This window comes from Blastocatellia bacterium, assembly GCA_016713405.1.
In the GTDB taxonomy this organism is placed as follows: domain Bacteria; phylum Acidobacteriota; class Blastocatellia; order Chloracidobacteriales; family JADJPF01; genus JADJPF01.
In genome coordinates this window covers 354,315-371,828 of sequence record JADJPF010000003.1, presented here as the reverse complement: position 1 = coordinate 371,828, position 17,514 = coordinate 354,315, and the positions used below count along the sequence as shown (strand labels likewise).

Sequence of the window (17,514 nt, the reverse complement as noted above, 5' to 3'; positions counted from 1 at the left end):
AAGGAAAGACTAAATGAGGCATAAAAATTTCATAAGGATTGATTGAGTGTTTTATTATCGTTCTGCTTTAGTTGCCACTATTTAAGCAATTAAGTAAAATCACAAGCTAAAATTATTTAGCCATAAAGCTTGAAAAATAAGGAAATATTATTAATGGGATTAGGTTTAGCAATAAAAGCTTTTTTTGCTCTATTAACTTCTAACACCTTACCTGACAATTTGTTAAAGGAAATGAAACTTCAAAAAGAACCTGAAAAAGTTGCTCTTCCGGCTGGCCCTACACCAGAAGAATTACGTAAACAAGAAGCAGAACATAATGCCCGTGCTATGCAACTGCTCAATATTTTACAAAGAGATGCGCGGCTTGTAGATTTCTTAAAAGAAGACATAAAACCCTATGCAGATGCTCAAGTTGGCGCGGCTGTTCGTAACTTGCATGAAAGTTGCCAACAAGTATTAAGCCGTTATTTACAGCTTGAACCTGTTATGGATTCTAGCGAAGGTGAACAAGTCACAGTCGACACAGGTTTTGACCCTGCCACAATTAAATTAATAGGTAATGTTACTGGTAAACCTCCAATTAAAGGGTTGCTTCGTCATCGTGGCTGGAAAGTAACTAAAGTAGATTTACCAGCTTTACCAGAAACTACAAGTCAAATAATTTTAGCTCCGGCAGAAGTTGAAATCCCTTAAAGTTATTTTGAAATTTTCTTAAAGTTATAAAACTATGTCTAAAAATAATTCTGAATATATTGTTGGTATTGACCTTGGAACTACCAATTGCGCACTTGCTAGCAGTCGCCGAATTAATCCAGCCGAAGACGAAAAGGCAGATATTTCCCTTTTTTCTGTTTCACAATTAATTAATCCTAGTGAAGTTGCCAGCCAAAAATTGCTTCCATCATTTCTTTATATACCTGGAGAGTATGATTTTCCTAAAGGTAGCACCTCGCTTCCCTGGACAAGTGAACATTCTTTTGTAGTAGGTGAACTAGCTCGCAAACGAGGTGCAGAAAATCCCACTCGTTTTGTTGCTTCGGCTAAATCCTGGCTTTGTCATCCAGGCGTTAACCGAACTCAGCCAATTTTACCTTGGCAATCAGCAGCAGATATTTCCAAAGTTTCACCCTTAACCGTTTCTCAGCTTTATTTAGAGTATTTGCGCCAAGCCTGGGACTATGAGCAACAACAATTAGGCTCAAATCTTAGCTTAACAGACCAAGAAATCTTGCTTACCGTGCCTGCATCTTTTGATATGGCTGCTCGTGATCTAACAATGAAAGCAGCAGAACTAGCAGGACTACATAATGTTACATTGCTAGAAGAACCTCAAGCAGCATTTTATTCTTGGATTGAAAGCCAAGGCGAGACTTGGCGTAAGCAAGTCACGGTTGGCGACCTAATTTTAGTCTGTGACGTTGGCGGTGGAACAACAGATTTTAGTTTAATTGCTGTTTCAGAAGAAAAAGGTGAGCTAGTTTTAAACCGTGTTGCCGTCGGCGAACATATTTTGCTAGGTGGTGACAACATGGATCTAGCCTTAGCAAGACTTTTACAGCTTAGACTTCAAGAACGAGGAACAAAAATTGACAATTGGCAACTACAAAGCCTTTGGTATCGCTGCCGAATTGCTAAAGAAAGGCTTCTAAGCAACACAAATTTAGATAAAGAACCTGTAACTATCCTAGGCAAAGGTACTGGTTTAGTTGGTGGAACCATCACAACCGAGCTAAATCGAGTAGATATTGAGCAAATTCTGCTACAAGGCTTCTTCCCAAACTGTCAAAATACGGACATGCCCGCTAAACAACGCCGTGTGGGACTACAAGAAATCGGCCTTCCTTATGCTGCAGATCCAGCAGTCACCAAGCATTTAGCTAAATTCCTATCACAACAAGCCCGAGAAGACACAGAAAATTATCAAATCCGCCGTTCTACTGATGGATTTGCTTGTCCAACAGCAATACTTTTTAATGGTGGTGTGATGAAAGCCGACATTTTGCGCCAAAAAGTTGTTGCAACACTAAATAATTGGTTAGCACAAGCAGGTTTTGAGCCTGTAAAAGAGCTTTATTCTGCTGATTTAGATACGGCTGTAGCTCGCGGAGCAACTTATTATGGTCAAGCGCGTCAAGGTCGCGGTGTTCGCATTCGTGGCGGGGCAAATCGTACCTATTACATAGGCATTGAAAGCGCGATGCCAGCAATTCCAGGCTTCCCTGCACCCTTAAAAGCTCTTTGTGTTGTGCCATTTGGTATGGAAGAAGGCACATCTGCACAAATTCCTAACCAAGAATTTGGTCTTGTAGTTGGCGAACCTGCCGAATTTCGATTTTTAAGCTCTAATACCCGCAAAAAAGACTCTATTGGAACGCTAATAGAAGATTGGGGAGATGAAATTCAAGAATTATCCCCGCTAGAAATAACTTTAGAGATTCCTGGACAGGAAGATAATGTCTTACCTGTAGAGTTAGAGTCCAGAATGACGGAAATCGGGACGTTAGAAGTCTGGTGTGTTTCTCGTGATGACCAACATAAATGGAAACTAGAATTTAATGTTCGAGAGCGTGAAGAAGAATAATGCAAACAGCAGAAAAAAAACCAAAATCTCAATTTATTATTGGTATTGATCTAGGTACTACCAATTCGGCTGTCGCCTTTGTTCGTCGCCAAAGTAGCGCAGAAATAGAATTTCCTATAATTGAACTCTATGAAATCCCTCAATTAGTAGCACCTGGCGAAGGTGCGCCTATTCGCACACTTCCATCTTTTCTTTATATTGCTGGAGAATATGATATTGCGGCTGAAAGCCTTTGGCTACCTTGGGATGAAACTGCAAAAACTGCTGTAGGAACTTTTGCACGTGAACAGGGTGCTTTAGTCCCTGCTAGGCTAGTTAGTTCTGCTAAATCCTGGCTTTGTTATCCTGAAGTAGACCGACGAGCTAAAATTTTACCTTGGGGATCAGATCTTGGAGAAGATGCTTGCTCGCCAGTTGAAGCTTCAGCTAGCTATCTTAAACATATTCGAGATACCTGGAATCATGAATTTGGTGAGAATGCAGAAACTCGCTTTGAAAATCAAGAAATTGTTCTTACTGTTCCTGCTTCATTTGATGAAGAAGCCAGGGAATTAACAGTTGAAGCAGCACACAAAGCAGGTTTTACAAATTTAACTTTGCTTGAAGAGCCGTTAGCAGCTTTTTATTCCTGGATTGTCACTAATCATGAAAATTTTGAAAAATATGTAGCCGACAAAGAGACTATTTTAGTCTGTGACGTTGGCGGTGGAACATCTGACTTTAGTTTAATTCGTGTTAGCCGTGAAAATGATGAAGTAAAGTTTGATCGTACTGCTGTAGGTGAGCATCTTTTATTAGGTGGTGATAACGTAGACCACGCCCTAACCTATCAAGTGCAATCACAAATTAGCAATAAACTAACCTTACAACAACGAGCCGCCTTGCTTCGCCAATGTTGTAGCGCGAAAGAAAAGCTACTTGGAGATGATAGCGAGCAAAGCGCGACAATTAGAATTGCTGGTAGCGGAAGTAGTCTTGTTGGAGGCTTAATTCAAACAGAATTAACTCGTCCCCAAGTTTTAGATTTAATTTTAGAAGGTTTTCTGCCTGTTACAGAACTTGCAGAAAAGCCGCACAATGAAAAACGTACTGGACTACGTGAAATAGGCCTGCCTTACGAGCAAGATCCAGCAATTACACGTCATTTAGCTGAATTTTTACATCGTGCTGGTGGTGATTCTGGCCCCGTTCGACCGGATGCAATACTTTTTAATGGAGGATTTTTCAAACCACCCATTCTAAGAGTAAGATTAGCTGAAGCTTTGATGAATTGGTTTGATGATGGACAACAAGATTGGCTTCCTAAAATGCTTTCTAATGACGCGCTAGACACTGCTGTTGCTATTGGTGCTGCTTATTATGGTTTTATCCGTCGTCAAGGTGGTATTCGTGTTGGTTCAGGCAGTGCAAAAGCTTATTACATTGCAATTAATCGTGAAGATTCGGAAGAAAAAGAGTCTAAAGTAGATGTTGTTTGTGTTTTACCACGAGGAACCGAGGAAGGAACTAAACTAACTTGGGAAATGGCTGCTGGAAATCTGGTTTTACAAGCAAATCGTCCGGTTAGCTTTAATCTTTGGAGTTCTACAACTCGTCAAGGTGATAAATTAGGCGATATTATTACTGTAGATCCTGATGATCTGCATCCTCATTCACCATTAGTTACAGTTATTCGCTTTGGCAAACGCTCAACTAACGTTGATATTCCAGTAAAAATTGCTACGGAATTTACCGAGGTTGGGACATTAGAAATTTGGTGCGAGTCACAAATTACGGAACATCGCTGGCGGCTTCAATTCCAACTACGTAAAGATACTCCTCAAATCAAAGCTTTTCGTAAAGAAACCGGAATACTTCCACAAAGTCAGCAGGTAATTCCAGAAGAAACTATAGAGAAAGCTAAAGAAGCTATTAAAGAAGTCTTTGGATCAAGTGAAGATCCAGGAAAAGTTTGTCAATTAACAGCAAGTCCTGTTGAATTATTGGGCAGATTAGAAGAAATAATTGGTATTGGCCGGGATAGTTGGCCGCTAGAGTTAATCCGTAAACTATCAGATCAGTTAATGGAACTTGTTGAAGGCCGCAAATTAGGAGGAAAATTTGAAGCCCGTTGGCTAAATCTCTATGGTTTTTGCTTGCGTCCCGGTTTTGGCGACCCAGTTGATGATTGGCGACTTCAACAAGCCCGCAAACTTTACCATCGAGGGCTATATTTCCTAGATGATGAGCAATGCCAGGCTGAATGGCATGTTCTATGGCGTAGGGTTTGTGCTGGTTTTACTAAAGGTCAACAGCTTGATTTCTATGAACGCTATGTTCCTCAACTACTTGGAAGTAAAACTAAAAAACGTGTCCGACTTAATCCACAAGTGGAAAGAGAAACTTGGCGAGTTCTAGCAAGCATGGAACTATTAACCCAACATCATAAAACTGAATTAGGAAATGCTTTGGTTTCTCGTATCCAAAATGGTCAAGCTGGAGAAAATGAATTTTGGGCTTTAGGTCGTATCGGCGCACGGATTCCTTTTTATGCTACGATTGATACAGTAGTATCCCCTAAAATTGTCACCAACTGGTTAGAAGCAATCTTAAATATTGAAACAATTGCTTTAGATAGTTTTGTTTTAGCACTTGCTCAGATGGGAGCGCGTACCAATGACACAGCACGAGACATTAACAACAGTTTGCGAAACCGTATAATTGCTAAAATAAAAGAAATTAACAAGCAAGCTTACTTAATCGAGAGCCTAGAAAATTATGTTCCAGCCGAACAACGCGACGCAGCAAGAATTTTTGGCGAATCTTTACCGCTAGGACTAAAGCTTATTCAATAAAAGCTTAAAAGTTTTCTTGCAAGACAGATTCAGCAAAGTTTTCATAATTAGGAAAAGTTAAAATATTCATCACTAAAGCAATTGCAACAAAAGGAATTAAAACAGGGCGTAGTGTTACTAAACTTAAAACAAGTCCATAAAGTGCGATTGTCTCATTAATAGCTAGCCTTACTACCATATTAGTAAAATATCTGTTGGATAATTCCAATATAGCTTTATCTTTTGACGCAGATTCCTGCATTACTTTTTTTATACCTTCTTTGGATAAAAAAAGATTTTTTAATACAAAAGAAGCTGAAATAGAAGTTACAGCCATAAAAGACAAAGCCAAATCTAGCGTAGAAGTGACATTAGGAAAAGCTACTGTAGTTGGTCTAAGTAGCACAAAGAAAACTACTGTAAACATAAATAGTGTCATTGTCATAGCTGCCCAAAGCACTCTCATTGTCATTATTTTTGGTTGCAATTCTTTTTTTAATCCATCTGAAAGCATAAATTTTCCTCCCTAAAAATTTAGACTAGCCCTAAAGAGCTAGTGTAGGGTCATTCAGTTCTCTAAAAAGCAAAAAGAGAAAGGAGTATAGTAAAATTCCAAAACTTTACCAAAAGAAAAGGGAAAAACTATGACTCCTAAAACTTTAAAAGAAGTATTAAACGAAGTAGAGGACTTTCGTCAAGCCAAAGGAAAGAGACATAAGTTAGAAGCAATATTGTTAATGACAATAGCAGCAATAATGAGTGGGTATAAAAGCTATAGTGCAATAGCAGAATGGGGGCGTAATTATGGAAAAGAAATAGCTCTAGCTTTGCGATTTAAGGAAGGAAAAACGCCATGTGTAGGAACGTTGAACTGGGTATTCAGAAATATAAATATAGAATCGCTAGAAAGAGTGCTAGGAGAATATTTCTATAGTTATGTAGAGGAAGTAAGAACTTGGCAAACTAGACCCTTAGATGCAGTTTATCCAATAGTTTACCTAGATGCTATACAAGGAAAAGTACATACAAAAGGAAAAGTCAATAATAAAGCAATATATTTAGCAATAGGAGTAAATTTGAGAGGATACAAAGAAGTATTAGGAATGTGGGCTAGTGAAAACCAAGGAGCTAGATTTTGGTTGAGCATAGTAACAGAGTTAAAGAACCGTAAAGAAGATGGCTTACGCAATTGTTAATCCTAGATCTTAAAAAAATTGTTCTAGCCCTCAAGCTTATTTATCAAGCAGTTACCGAAACTGATGCTGAAATTGCCCTAGAACTTTTTCAAGTAAAACAAAACTTTTATTTACAACATTTTGTTTCTGCTTCTATAATTGATTTATCTGCAATTTCTAAAGCCCCATCAATAAATTTATCATATCTTGGTCGCTCTGCGTCCGTTGCAGTCTCTCTTCTCTTAAAAGCGTCTAGCACTAATTTATAAGCATCCAACGCATCTTTTAAGTTTCTAACTAGTATTCGATCAACTTTTGAGACAGAGCTAGCCGCCTGAACTTTTCCATCTGCAATAGCAACTAATTTTGCTATTTCATTGCTTCTTAAACCACCCTCCAATTTTTCTTGAATTTGCTTTAAGGAGTCTAAAGCTTCCTTACTAACAACAGAACTAACACTTGTGGTATCACTTGAGCTTGGATCAGTAGTTTTGCTAGAGCTATTGGACGTATTAACACTTTTTGATTGAGGAGATTTAGAAGCAATATTTTTCCAAGATTCATTTTTATTTCCTTCTTCTATACCATTAGCTGCACGAAATTCTTTTGGTGGTAACGGCATCCGATTTTCAGCATTCCAAATACCTTTTCCTGCCTTTATAGCTTCGCTTTGAGCATCCAAGAGTTGCTGTTTACTTTTATTATCTAAATACCTGTTACTTTGAACTACTGCTAAACCCTCTTTAACTAATTCATAGTCCAACCATAAATCATAGATATAAATTAAACCTATACGCCTACCATATTCATCTGCTGACAAGCCTAAATTATTGATTGTAATTTCTTTACCTATAGCTAGACGTTCTGTAAAAGTTCGCGCCTCACTAGCCCAAGGTTCTTGCCCTGGCTGATTACCTACAGATGTTACAGGAGCATCAGCCCCAATTAATCTTACTAACTCACCATTAGTTAATTTTACTAGATCACCATTAATTACTTGCTCAACTACTAATGAAGTTGTGGTATTAGAGCTAGTTGTTACGTTTTTAACAGGTTCTTTAGCTTTAGCCTTTTGTGCTTTAGCTTCAATAACAAAACTATTAACTAATATCAGTAAATTTAGTATGATCAATAAGTTACGCATTATTTATTCCTTTTACTTAGCTTGGCTGGGAAAATAATATTAACAAAACAAAGTAGATTTAGATTATATTTTCTTACAAACAAAAATCAAACCTCAAAAATTGCTCTTTTTTAGTAATGCAGTATTTTTCTTTAGGAGCTATTAAATGTTAGTAACTTTGGATGAGCCAACTAAAACCATTGATAAAAAAATTCTACCTATTACAGATTTTTTACCTGCAAGTAAAATTACTTTAACAGGGGCTAAACTTGAGGCTGTTAGACATTTAGCACAAGATTTTCATAAAAAATTTTCTGCTGGGCCAAAAGTTCTAGCTGTTCGTACTTTTGATTTAATTTCTTTTCCTTACCCAACTAAATTTGGCTTTTGGGGTGCTGCTCTTTCTCCTGCTCCTTATGTAGTTATGACTAATAGAACTCTCTTTGTTCAGTTTCGCCAAGGAGAAAAAATCAAAAATCTACTTATGAATCCAAGCGATTTTGAAGCATCAAAAGCTGTCCCATTTTACGCAAAACAAATTAAGCGTTATGGAACATTTATTTCAGAAAATATTTTGAGCAAAAAAGTAGCTAATGTAGAAGAACACCTAAAAGCTATTGGAGTAAAACCTTCAGAAATAGATTATATAAGCTTTGATCATTTACATGTACAAGATTTAAGAAGGCTTATGGGAACTATAGCTAAAAATAATCAACCCCCTAGACAAGCACTTTTCCCTAATGCCCATTTTATTTTCCATCGTGCAGAAGTTGAATCTATGAAACAACTTCATCCAGTACAAATTCCTTGGTATGTCCCTGATGCACTTAAAGATGTTTGTACAGATAAACAAATCCTCATTGATGATGATGTTATGTTAGGTGATGGTGTCGCCCTGCTTCATACTCCAGGCCATACGCCAGGAAATATTTCCTTAGCAATTAATACTCCTAATGGTGTTTTTGTAACTAGTGAAAACGGAATTTCTATAGATAGCTATTGCCCTTTAGAAAGCAAAATTCATGGTATTCGTCGTCATGCTAAGGAGTGGGGACTAGAAGTAATTCTTAATGCAAATACTGCCGAATATACAGCAGAACAATATATTTCTATGGTTAAAGAAAAAGTAGTTGCTGGAATGGGTAAAAAAGGCATTCCTAATTTCTTTCCTTCATCAGAATTAACCGCCTCTTGGCTTGCTCCTTGGTTAAAACCTACTTTTTCTTGTCAAAAAGTAGAATTTGGGCAAATAAATAGCCTAGATATTTAACCTAGACTATTTATAACTAGCATTTTTCTGTTATTTATTGCGGGCAAAGAAGTTTTCCATAAACCGAGTAGAAAGATTACCAGCAATAAAATCTGGATCATCCATAATGCGATAATGTAAAGGTATTGTGGTTTTTATTCCTTCAACAATCATCACATCTAAAGCCCGCTTCATTCGAGCTATTGCAAGTGGACGTGTACTAGCATGAACTATCAGTTTTGCTACCATTGAATCATAATAAGGTGGGACAGTGTAGCCCAAATAAGCAGCCGTATCTATTCTAACTCCAGGGCCACCAGGTAAATTTAAGGTGGTAATTAGGCCAGGGCTAGGAGTAAACTTTTCTGGATGTTCAGCATTAATACGACATTCTATCGAATGCCCATTAAACTTAACATCTTTTTGTTTTATGGATAAAGGCTCACCAGCAGCTATATGAATTTGAGCTTGAACTAGATCTACACCTGTCACCATTTCAGTTACAGGATGCTCAACTTGGATTCTAGTATTCATCTCCATAAAGTAGAAATTACAATCATTATCAAAAAGCATTTCTACTGTACCAGCACTAACATATCCAAGATCTTGACAAGCCTTTGCAACTAGGGTTCCTACTTTTTTGCGAATTTCAGGACTTAATAATACAGATGGAGACTCTTCAATTAATTTTTGATGTCGTCTTTGAATTGAGCATTCCCGCTCACCAAGATGTATAACATTTCCATGACCATCAGCTAGAATCTGAAACTCAATGTGACGAGGGTTTTCTAAATATTTTTCTATATAAACGCTAGGATCACAAAAAGCTGATCCTGCTTCATGTCTAGCAGTTTGATAAGCAGAAACTAACTCTGTGGTATCTCGCACAATACGCATTCCACGACCACCACCACCAGCACTAGCTTTAATTATTACAGGATAGCCAATTATTTCGGCTATTTTGATAGCTTCCTCTACACTTTCAACAATTCCATCGCTTCCAGGTAATAAAGGTAGTCCGGCTGCTTTCATAGCCTTTTTAGCACGTGCTTTGTCACCCATTGTACGAATAGCTTCAGGCGATGGGCCTATAAACTTAATATTACAAGCCTCACATACTTCAGCAAAATGGGCATTTTCTGCTAAAAATCCATATCCAGGATGTATAGCATCAACATTTTTAATCTCAGCAGCACTAATTACAGCAGGAATATTAAGATAACTTTGCCCGCTAGAAGGCGGCCCTATACAAACAGCATCATCAGCAAATCTAACATGCAATGAATCACTGTCAGCTTCTGAATAAACAGCAACTGTTTCAATACCTAATTCCCTACAAGCCCAAATGATACGGCAAGCTATTTCGCCACGATTAGCAATAAGTATTTTCTTAAACATGTGATTAATTTACTTTGACTCCAAAAAGCGGTTGACCATACTCAACAGGGTGGTTGTTTTCCACATATATTTCTACTATTTCGCCACCTACATCAGACTCAATTTCATTCATTAACTTCATAGCTTCAATAATACATAAAACAGTACCAGGTTTAATTTGGCTACCTACTTTTACAAAAGAGTCTGATGTTGGACTAGGAGCGCGATAAAAAGTACCAACTATAGGGGATTTTATCTTATGTAAATCTTTTTCTACTTTTATTTCTTTTTCTGTAACAATAGGTGTTTTAGGAGGTTCTACAACAGTAGGTATAATTTTTTCCGTTTGAGGCTCTTCTAGGCGTTTTGAACTTTTTGAAACACTAGGAGGTGTAACATCATTACTAAATGAAGAAATTTTTATTTTAAAACTCCCTTGTTTTAACTCAAACTCAGTAAAACCTTTTTCTGAAACTAGCTCAATTAATTCTTTAATTTCCTTAAGCTCCACAACTTTACCTCATTTACTTAAGAATTAGAAAAGTGCTTTTTAATTTGTTTTATATAAAAATAGAATTTGTTATATAACCCAAGCAAAAGCCCGCTTGCAATGATTACATGCAAGCGGGCTTTTATTAATTTATTAACTTAAAATCAAGCTCGCTCTAAAGAACTATTATTTTTCTGTAGTTGATTCAGATGCAAGCGGCTCTGGTTTGCTGTCTACTAACTCAATAATTGCTAGTTCTGCACCATCACCTCGGCGATTACCTAATTTAAGAATACGAGTATAACCACCCGGGCGAGACTCATATCTTTTAGCTACTTCATCAAAAAGCTTGCTAACAGCTTTTACACCTGCTTGTGGCTCAGGTGGCTTTGTCTTACGTCTTACAGATGACATCCGCCCTGTATTCCCAGCAAAAAAGTAACCTGTAGCTAAACGTCGAGCATGTAAAGTACCTGCTTTGCCAAGTGTAATAGCTTTTTCAACAAATGGTCGTAACTCTTTTGCTTTTGGCAAAGTAGTTACTATACGCTCATGTAATATAAGTGATGTTGCTAGATTTCTAAGTAAAGCTTTACGATGTGGTGTTGGACGACCCAACTTTCTATGAGCAACATTGTGTCGCATGTTCTTCTCCTAATTTCTACTACTATATTTTACTCTTCTTCTTTAAGAGGACTACCTGTATCATCAAATCGCATACCAAGGTGTAGTCCCATAGCACCTAAGATTTCTTTAATTTCATTTAGAGATTTACGGCCAAAGTTTTTAGTTTTTAGCATCTCTGCTTCTGTCTTTTGAACTAGTTCCCTAATAGTTCTGATATCAGCATTTTTCAAGCAGTTATAAGAACGAACAGATAATTCTAGCTCTTCAACAGATCTATCTAAGTTTTCATTAAAAGGAGATGGCTTTTCTTCTGGCTCAGGCTCTTGAACCTCAGGCCCTTCTTCAAAATTAATAAAGACTGACATGTGATCTTTGATTAATTTAGCAGCCAAACTTATTGCAGCTTCAGGACGAATTCCACCATTAGTCCAAACTTCCAATGTCAATCTATCATAGTCAGTGTCTTGCCCTAAACGAGCAGGCTCAACTTGATAGTTAACTTTTCTAACAGGAGAATGCACAGAATCTAATGGTAAACAACCTGTAGATAAATTATCATCGGCATTATATTGTGCCGCAACATAACCATATCCTTGCTTAATATACAATTCTATATCTAAAGAAGTCTCTTCTTCTAAAGAAGTGATATAAATATTAGGGTCAATTATATCTATATCTTCATCAAGAGGTATATGCCCTGCTGTAAACCTGCCAGGGCCCTTAAATGTGACCCGAAGTACTTTTGGTTCATTTGTATGTAGTTTAAATGAAATTCGCTTTAGATTAAGTATTATATCAGTAGCGTCTTCACCTGATCCTTGTATAGGGGAAAACTCATCTAAAACACCTTCTATTTTAACTGCTGTAATTGCTGGCCCTTCTATAGAAGAAAGTAACGCTCTACGTAGAGTGTTCCCTATAGTTGTACCAAAACCTCGTTCAAAAGGTTGAGCATAAAAACGCCCATATGTATCTGTTAGCGTTTCAAACTCACACATCAACCTTTTTGGCTTTTGAAAGTTTGTCCAAGTTAAAATTTGTTGCTCCATCACATCTCTTACAATCTAAAATCTTTGATTTTAGTTAAAAACTTTACTCACTATTTTAGATCAAAATAAATGTTATTACTTGGAATAAAGTTCTACTATCAATTGTTCTTTTATGCTTGAGTCAATATCTTCGCGTCTAGGTAAAGACAAAACTTGACCAACCATATTACTTGCGTCAGCAATTTCTAACCAAGCTGGTCTACCACGTCCACCAGCAGTTTGAAAAGCTGTTTGGATAAAACCATTATTTTTACTAGTTTCTTTGATAGTTATTTTATCCCCAACCTTTACTTGAAAAGAAGGAATATTAACTTTTCTTCCATTTACAACTATATGACCATGTGTAACTAACTGCCTTGCTTGAGCGTGGGAAGTAGCATAACCAAGTTTATAAACAACATTATCTAAACGACGTTCTAAAAGAAGTAAAAGGTTTTCACCTGTAACACCTTTTTGGCGAACAGCTTTTTCAAAATAACTACGAAACTGCCCTTCTAACATACCATAAACACGTTTAACTTTTTGTTTTTCTCTTAGTTGTTCAGCATAACCTACTAACTTGCCACGTCGAGCATCTTGTCCATGCTCACCTGGAGGTTGTTGGCCTCTTTTATCTATAGCACAAGAGGGTTTATAACAACGCTCACCTTTTAAGTATAACTTCACGCCTTCGCGCCTACAAAGACGACAAACCGCACCACGATACCTTGCCAAGATATCCTCCTAAATAAAACAAAATATAAATATTTTAAGATTACCTAAACTCTACGACGTTTAGGCGGTCTACAACCATTATGAGGTATTGGTGTAACATCTTTTATTACACGAACATCTATTCCAGCACTATGAACAGCACGAATAGCTGATTCTCGGCCAGATCCAGGGCCTTTAACCCTAACTTCACAAATTTGCATACCGGCTTCTTTAGCAAGCGTAGCAGCTTTGCTAGCAGCTTGTTGAGCAGCAAAAGGTGTCCCTTTACGAGATCCATTAAAGCCTAACGCACCTGCTGAAGAGGCACTAACGAGATTTCCCTCTAAATCAGTAATACTAACTAAAGTATTATTAAAAGAGGCTTGAATATGAACGATTCCTTGAGGAATTACCTTTTTTTCTTTCTTCTTAAAAGTTTTCTTTTTACTAGAAGCTGTTGTTTTTTTTGCCATAAATTTTTACCAATACTATTTTAATACAAATATTACTTCTTACCAGGAGCCTTCTTCTTAGCAATAGTAGCTCTACGTGGGCCTTTTCGTGTTCTAGCATTAGTATGCGTACGTTGACCACGAACAGGTAAACCCCGACGATGTCGCAAACCTCTATAACAACCAATCTCTATCAATCTTTTTATATCTATTTGGATTGCTTTGCGCAAATCGCCTTCTACATCACCAGTTCTTTCTATTGCTGCACGAATACGTGAAAGCTCTTCTTCTGTAAGCTCTTTCATCTTTTTTCCGCCTAGGGTTTGTGCAGATTGATTTGATTCTTCTGCTGCTTCTTTAATAATGCGCATTGCCCGAGAGCGACCAATTCCATAAATATAGGTTAAACCTATTTCTGCTCTTTTATTATCTGGCAAATCCACACCCGCGATACGCGCCATATATCCTCCAAAATAAAACAAATAAAATTATTTATTAGTAAAATAGAAAAGGTTTACAAAAACAAATATGCTTTAATTTTAGCTATATGTTTTATCTTACCCTTGACGTTGCTTATGTTTAGGATTCTCACAAATTATTCTTACTACACCATGTCTATGAATAATTTTACATTTGTCACAGATTTTCTTAACAGATGCCCTAACTTTCATAATTCTCCTAAATGTTACTTATAACGATAAATTATTCGCCCACGTGTTAAATCATAAGGAGATAACTCAACTATGACTTTGTCCCCTGGCAAAATTTTAATAAAATTTTTGCGCATTTTCCCAGAAATATGGGCAAGAACTTGATGCTTATTTTCTAACTCAACACGAAACATTGCATTTGGTAATGTTTCTACTACTGATGCAACCACTTCGATAGCGTCTTCTTTTGACATAATTTTACACAAAATAAAAATTCACAAATAATTAAAGCTTTTATTATAACATAGCAATTAAGCGTAAAAAGCCAAGCCAGCAGATTTAACGCTTTTATTTTATTAAGAATTTAGCTGAGTAAGTACCCAAGGGCCTTCAGAAAGAATTGCTATTGTATGTTCAAAATGAGCAGATAATCTCTTATCAATTGTTGTTACTGTCCAACCATCTTTTTCAATTTTTACTTGATAAGAACCAACATTTACCATTGGTTCAATAGCTAATACCCAACCTTCTCGAAGCCGAGGGCCTTTACCTGGTTTACCATAGTTAGGAACTTGAGGTTCTTCATGCATTGCTGTGCCTATACCATGACCACAAAAATCTCTAACTACTGTATAGCCTCTTGATTCAGCATAAGATTGTACTGCATAAGAAACATCATACAACCTATTGCCTACTTGCATTTTCTCAATAGCTTGATAAAGAGACTCTCTAGTAACATCAACTAGTTTTTGAGCTTCATCAGAAACACGGCCAACAGGAATAGTTATAGCAGAATCTCCAACATATCCAGCTAAGGTTGCACCACAATCAATACTTATTATGTCACCTTCTTTAAGAATACGCTCTGAAGGAAATCCATGTACAACTTGTTCGTTAACAGAGGTACAGATTGAATAAGGATAACCGCGATATCCCTTAAAAGTTGGAATAGCTCCTGCATCTCTTATACATTTTTCAGCATAAATATCAAGCTCACTTGTAGTTATACCTGGTGTAACCAATCTAGACAATTGTCTCAAGACTTGTGCTACTAATTGCCCAGCACCATACATTTTCTGAATTTCTGCTCTTGTTTTTGTTATTATCATTTAGTAGCAGTTTATTATAAAAAACATTTATTAAGATTTTAGAATGCAACAAAGCTCATCAAAAATTTCACTTGATAGTTTAGTTCCATCAACAGATATCAAAGAATTTATATTAGTGTAGTAATCTATGAGAGGAGCTGTATTAGCTTTGTACTCTTCTAATCGTGATTTTATAGCTTCTAACTTATCGTCACTTCTATTAGTTAAAGAACTTTCACAAATATCACACTTATTTTCATGTTTAGGAGGTTTGTAATAAATATTATAAATTTCCCCACAACCAGAACAAGTGCGTCTACCTGTTAATCTGTTTAATAATATTTCTTCTGAAACTTTAACTTCTATAACAAAAACAGGCTTATTATGCTTTTTTGCCAACAAACTTAGCTGTTTTGCTTGATTTAGCGTTCTTGGATAACCATCTAAAACAAAACCTTCTGTGCAGTCTTTCTTGTTTGTGCGCTCAGTCACAAGCTCAAGCAAAACATCATCACCAACTAATTTTCCTAATGCCTGTATTTCACGAACAGTACTCCCTAAAGGGGTATTTTCTTTAGCAATTTGCCGCAAAATATCCCCTGTAGAAATTTGGGGTAAGGAAAACTTTTCTTGTAATTTACGTGCTTGGGTACCTTTACCAGCTCCTGGGGCACCTAACATTACAATTATCTTATTTAATGACACAGAAACTCCTAGAAAATTAACTAGTCTCTACGGCCTCTTATCCGACCTTTTTTCAAAAAGCCTTCATAATGTCGCATGATCAACTGGGATTCTATCTGGTTAACAGTATCCATAGCAACACCTATTACAATTAATAGAGAAGTACCACCAAAATAGAATTGAAAGCCGAAGCCTTTTACTATCCAATCAGTAATTGGGTTAGAAGTAAAGACACCATATAACCATGTTCCTACACCCGGCAATTTATCCACTTGAACGCCACTAAGTAATATCTGTGGAATAATTGCTATTACAGTTAAGTAAATAGCACCAACAACAGTTAATCTAGTCAGGATAGTGCTTAAGTAATCCGCTGTACGTTTACCCGGGCGTATGCCTGGCACATAACCACCATGTTTACGCAAATTTTCCGCAATTTCATCTGTATTAAAAATTATAGAAACATAGAAGAAAGTGAAAAATATGTTTGCAACAGTAAATAGCAACATATACAAAGGATGGCCGCCACCAAAATTACCTAAAAAACTTTTTATAGCATCAGATCCTGTAAATTGAGCTATTGTTTGTGGGAAAGTAAGTATAGAAGAAGCAAAAATAACAGGTATAACGCCTGCCATATTAACGCGCAAAGGCATGTGAGTTGATTGTCCCCCTACAAGTTTGCGACCAACCATCCTTTTTGCATAGTTTATTGATATCTTTCTATGCCCACGCTCAACAAAAACAATAGCCATTGTTATAGCCAACATAGCTACAAGCATAGCTAAAACACCTAAAGTTGATGTTGGATCTAAGTCTTTAACTCGTTCCCAAATTTGGTAAATAGCATTAGGCAAACCTAAGACAATACCAGCAAAAATCATCAAACTGATACCATTACCAATGCCACGTTCTGTAATTTGTTCTCCTAACCACATTATAAAAGCAGTTCCAGTAGTTAGTGTCAACATGGTAAGAAAAACAAACATTACAGGATTAATCCCAACAACTAAGCCAGGTTGGCTTTTCAACCACATCGATATGAAAAATGACTGTAAGAGAGAAAGCAATATGGTTCCATAGCGTGTATATTGATTTATTTTTTGTCTTCCAGATTCCCCTTCTTCTTGAACTTTTTTTAGAGAAGGAAAAACGGATGTCAACAATTGCAAAACTATGGAAGAAGTTATATAAGGAGTAATACCAAGAGCAAATATCGAAACTACTCGAAAATTTCCACCAGTGAACAAATCAACTACACCTACTAAAGAACCCGCAATGGTACTCCAAAGCTTTTCTAGTTGATAAGGATCAATCCCAGGCGTTCTTATATGGCTACCTATACGATAAACCAACAACATAAACAACGTAAAAAAAATACGTCTTCTTAAATCTGGTATAGAAAAAACGTTTTTTAAACTTCTAAAAAATTGATCTAACATATTATCGTATAAGCTCCAAAA

At 36.7% G+C, this 17,514-nt stretch carries 19 protein-coding genes; 5 read left to right on the top strand and 14 right to left on the bottom strand.

The annotated features are described in order from the left end of the window. Positions 1–153 precede the first annotated feature (153 nt). Genes IPK14_05060 through IPK14_05050 form a run of 3 tightly spaced genes read left to right on the top strand, consistent with a single transcriptional unit; the run spans position 154 to position 5,415 of the window. Positions 154–693 carry a DUF2760 domain-containing protein gene (locus IPK14_05060; protein MBK7992790.1) on the top strand — a complete coding sequence of 180 codons (540 nt, stop codon included), beginning with the start codon at positions 154–156 and terminating at the stop codon, positions 691–693. Positions 694–727: 34 nt separating this feature from the next. Further along, positions 728–2,581, top strand: coding sequence for an Hsp70 family protein (locus IPK14_05055; protein ID MBK7992789.1), 1,854 nt, complete (start codon positions 728–730; stop codon positions 2,579–2,581). Next, positions 2,581–5,415 carry an Hsp70 family protein gene (locus tag IPK14_05050; protein MBK7992788.1) on the top strand — a complete coding sequence of 945 codons (2,835 nt, stop codon included), beginning with the start codon at positions 2,581–2,583 and terminating at the stop codon, positions 5,413–5,415. Before IPK14_05055 ends, IPK14_05050 begins: the two co-directional genes overlap by 1 nt. A 4-nt stretch (positions 5,416–5,419) precedes the next feature. Here the strand turns inward: IPK14_05050 and IPK14_05045 are convergent, their stop codons facing one another. Beyond that, a complete protein-coding gene (locus IPK14_05045; GenBank protein MBK7992787.1) occupies positions 5,420–5,908 on the bottom strand; it encodes a hypothetical protein in 489 nt (162 codons plus the stop codon). A gap of 130 nt (positions 5,909–6,038) precedes the next feature. Between IPK14_05045 and IPK14_05040 the strand changes: the two genes are divergently transcribed. After that, positions 6,039–6,590, top strand: a complete 552-nt coding sequence (locus IPK14_05040; protein ID MBK7992786.1) for a transposase — start codon at positions 6,039–6,041, stop codon at positions 6,588–6,590. 106 nt (positions 6,591–6,696) lie between these two features. Here IPK14_05040 and IPK14_05035 read toward each other — a convergent pair whose 3' ends face one another. Continuing rightward, positions 6,697–7,713, bottom strand: coding sequence for a thermonuclease family protein (locus IPK14_05035; protein MBK7992785.1), 1,017 nt, complete (start codon positions 7,711–7,713; stop codon positions 6,697–6,699). Between the two features lie 145 nt (positions 7,714–7,858). Between IPK14_05035 and IPK14_05030 the strand changes: the two genes are divergently transcribed. Continuing rightward, positions 7,859–8,962, top strand: coding sequence for a hypothetical protein (locus IPK14_05030; protein ID MBK7992784.1), 1,104 nt, complete (start codon positions 7,859–7,861; stop codon positions 8,960–8,962). Positions 8,963–8,992: 30 nt separating this feature from the next. Here the strand turns inward: IPK14_05030 and accC are convergent, their stop codons facing one another. The 12 genes from accC to secY all read right to left on the bottom strand — a co-directional run bounded on the left by accC (position 8,993) and on the right by secY (position 17,493). Then, positions 8,993–10,339, bottom strand: a complete 1,347-nt coding sequence (accC, locus tag IPK14_05025) for an acetyl-CoA carboxylase biotin carboxylase subunit (protein MBK7992783.1) — start codon at positions 10,337–10,339, stop codon at positions 8,993–8,995. A 4-nt stretch (positions 10,340–10,343) separates the two neighbouring features. Further along, positions 10,344–10,829 carry an acetyl-CoA carboxylase biotin carboxyl carrier protein gene (gene accB / locus IPK14_05020; GenBank protein MBK7992782.1) on the bottom strand — a complete coding sequence of 162 codons (486 nt, stop codon included), beginning with the start codon at positions 10,827–10,829 and terminating at the stop codon, positions 10,344–10,346. Positions 10,830–10,994: 165 nt separating this feature from the next. Further along, positions 10,995–11,453: a 50S ribosomal protein L17 gene (gene rplQ / locus IPK14_05015; GenBank protein MBK7992781.1), complete on the bottom strand. Its 459-nt coding sequence runs from the start codon at positions 11,451–11,453 to the stop codon at positions 10,995–10,997. A gap of 29 nt (positions 11,454–11,482) precedes the next feature. Beyond that, a complete protein-coding gene (locus IPK14_05010) occupies positions 11,483–12,484 on the bottom strand; it encodes a DNA-directed RNA polymerase subunit alpha (GenBank protein MBK7992780.1) in 1,002 nt (333 codons plus the stop codon). 75 nt (positions 12,485–12,559) lie between these two features. Beyond that, positions 12,560–13,198: a 30S ribosomal protein S4 gene (gene rpsD, locus IPK14_05005; GenBank protein MBK7992779.1), complete on the bottom strand. Its 639-nt coding sequence runs from the start codon at positions 13,196–13,198 to the stop codon at positions 12,560–12,562. Positions 13,199–13,242: 44 nt separating this feature from the next. Beyond that, on the bottom strand, positions 13,243–13,650 hold the full coding sequence (gene rpsK / locus IPK14_05000) for a 30S ribosomal protein S11 (GenBank protein MBK7992778.1): 408 nt from the start codon (positions 13,648–13,650) through the stop codon (positions 13,243–13,245). Between the two features lie 32 nt (positions 13,651–13,682). Further along, complete coding sequence (gene rpsM / locus IPK14_04995; protein ID MBK7992777.1) at positions 13,683–14,090, bottom strand: 30S ribosomal protein S13; 408 nt, start codon at positions 14,088–14,090, stop codon at positions 13,683–13,685. A gap of 96 nt (positions 14,091–14,186) precedes the next feature. Then, a complete protein-coding gene (gene rpmJ, locus IPK14_04990; protein ID MBK7992776.1) occupies positions 14,187–14,300 on the bottom strand; it encodes a 50S ribosomal protein L36 in 114 nt (37 codons plus the stop codon). Positions 14,301–14,314: 14 nt separating this feature from the next. Beyond that, entirely contained in the window at positions 14,315–14,533 is a 219-nt protein-coding gene (infA, locus tag IPK14_04985; protein ID MBK7992775.1) for a translation initiation factor IF-1, read from the bottom strand. Positions 14,534–14,635: 102 nt separating this feature from the next. After that, complete coding sequence (map, locus tag IPK14_04980; GenBank protein ID MBK7992774.1) at positions 14,636–15,388, bottom strand: type I methionyl aminopeptidase; 753 nt, start codon at positions 15,386–15,388, stop codon at positions 14,636–14,638. 30 nt (positions 15,389–15,418) lie between these two features. Next, positions 15,419–16,072, bottom strand: coding sequence for an adenylate kinase (locus tag IPK14_04975; protein MBK7992773.1), 654 nt, complete (start codon positions 16,070–16,072; stop codon positions 15,419–15,421). 20 nt (positions 16,073–16,092) lie between these two features. Further along, positions 16,093–17,493, bottom strand: a complete 1,401-nt coding sequence (secY, locus tag IPK14_04970; protein MBK7992772.1) for a preprotein translocase subunit SecY — start codon at positions 17,491–17,493, stop codon at positions 16,093–16,095. Positions 17,494–17,514 lie beyond the last annotated feature (21 nt).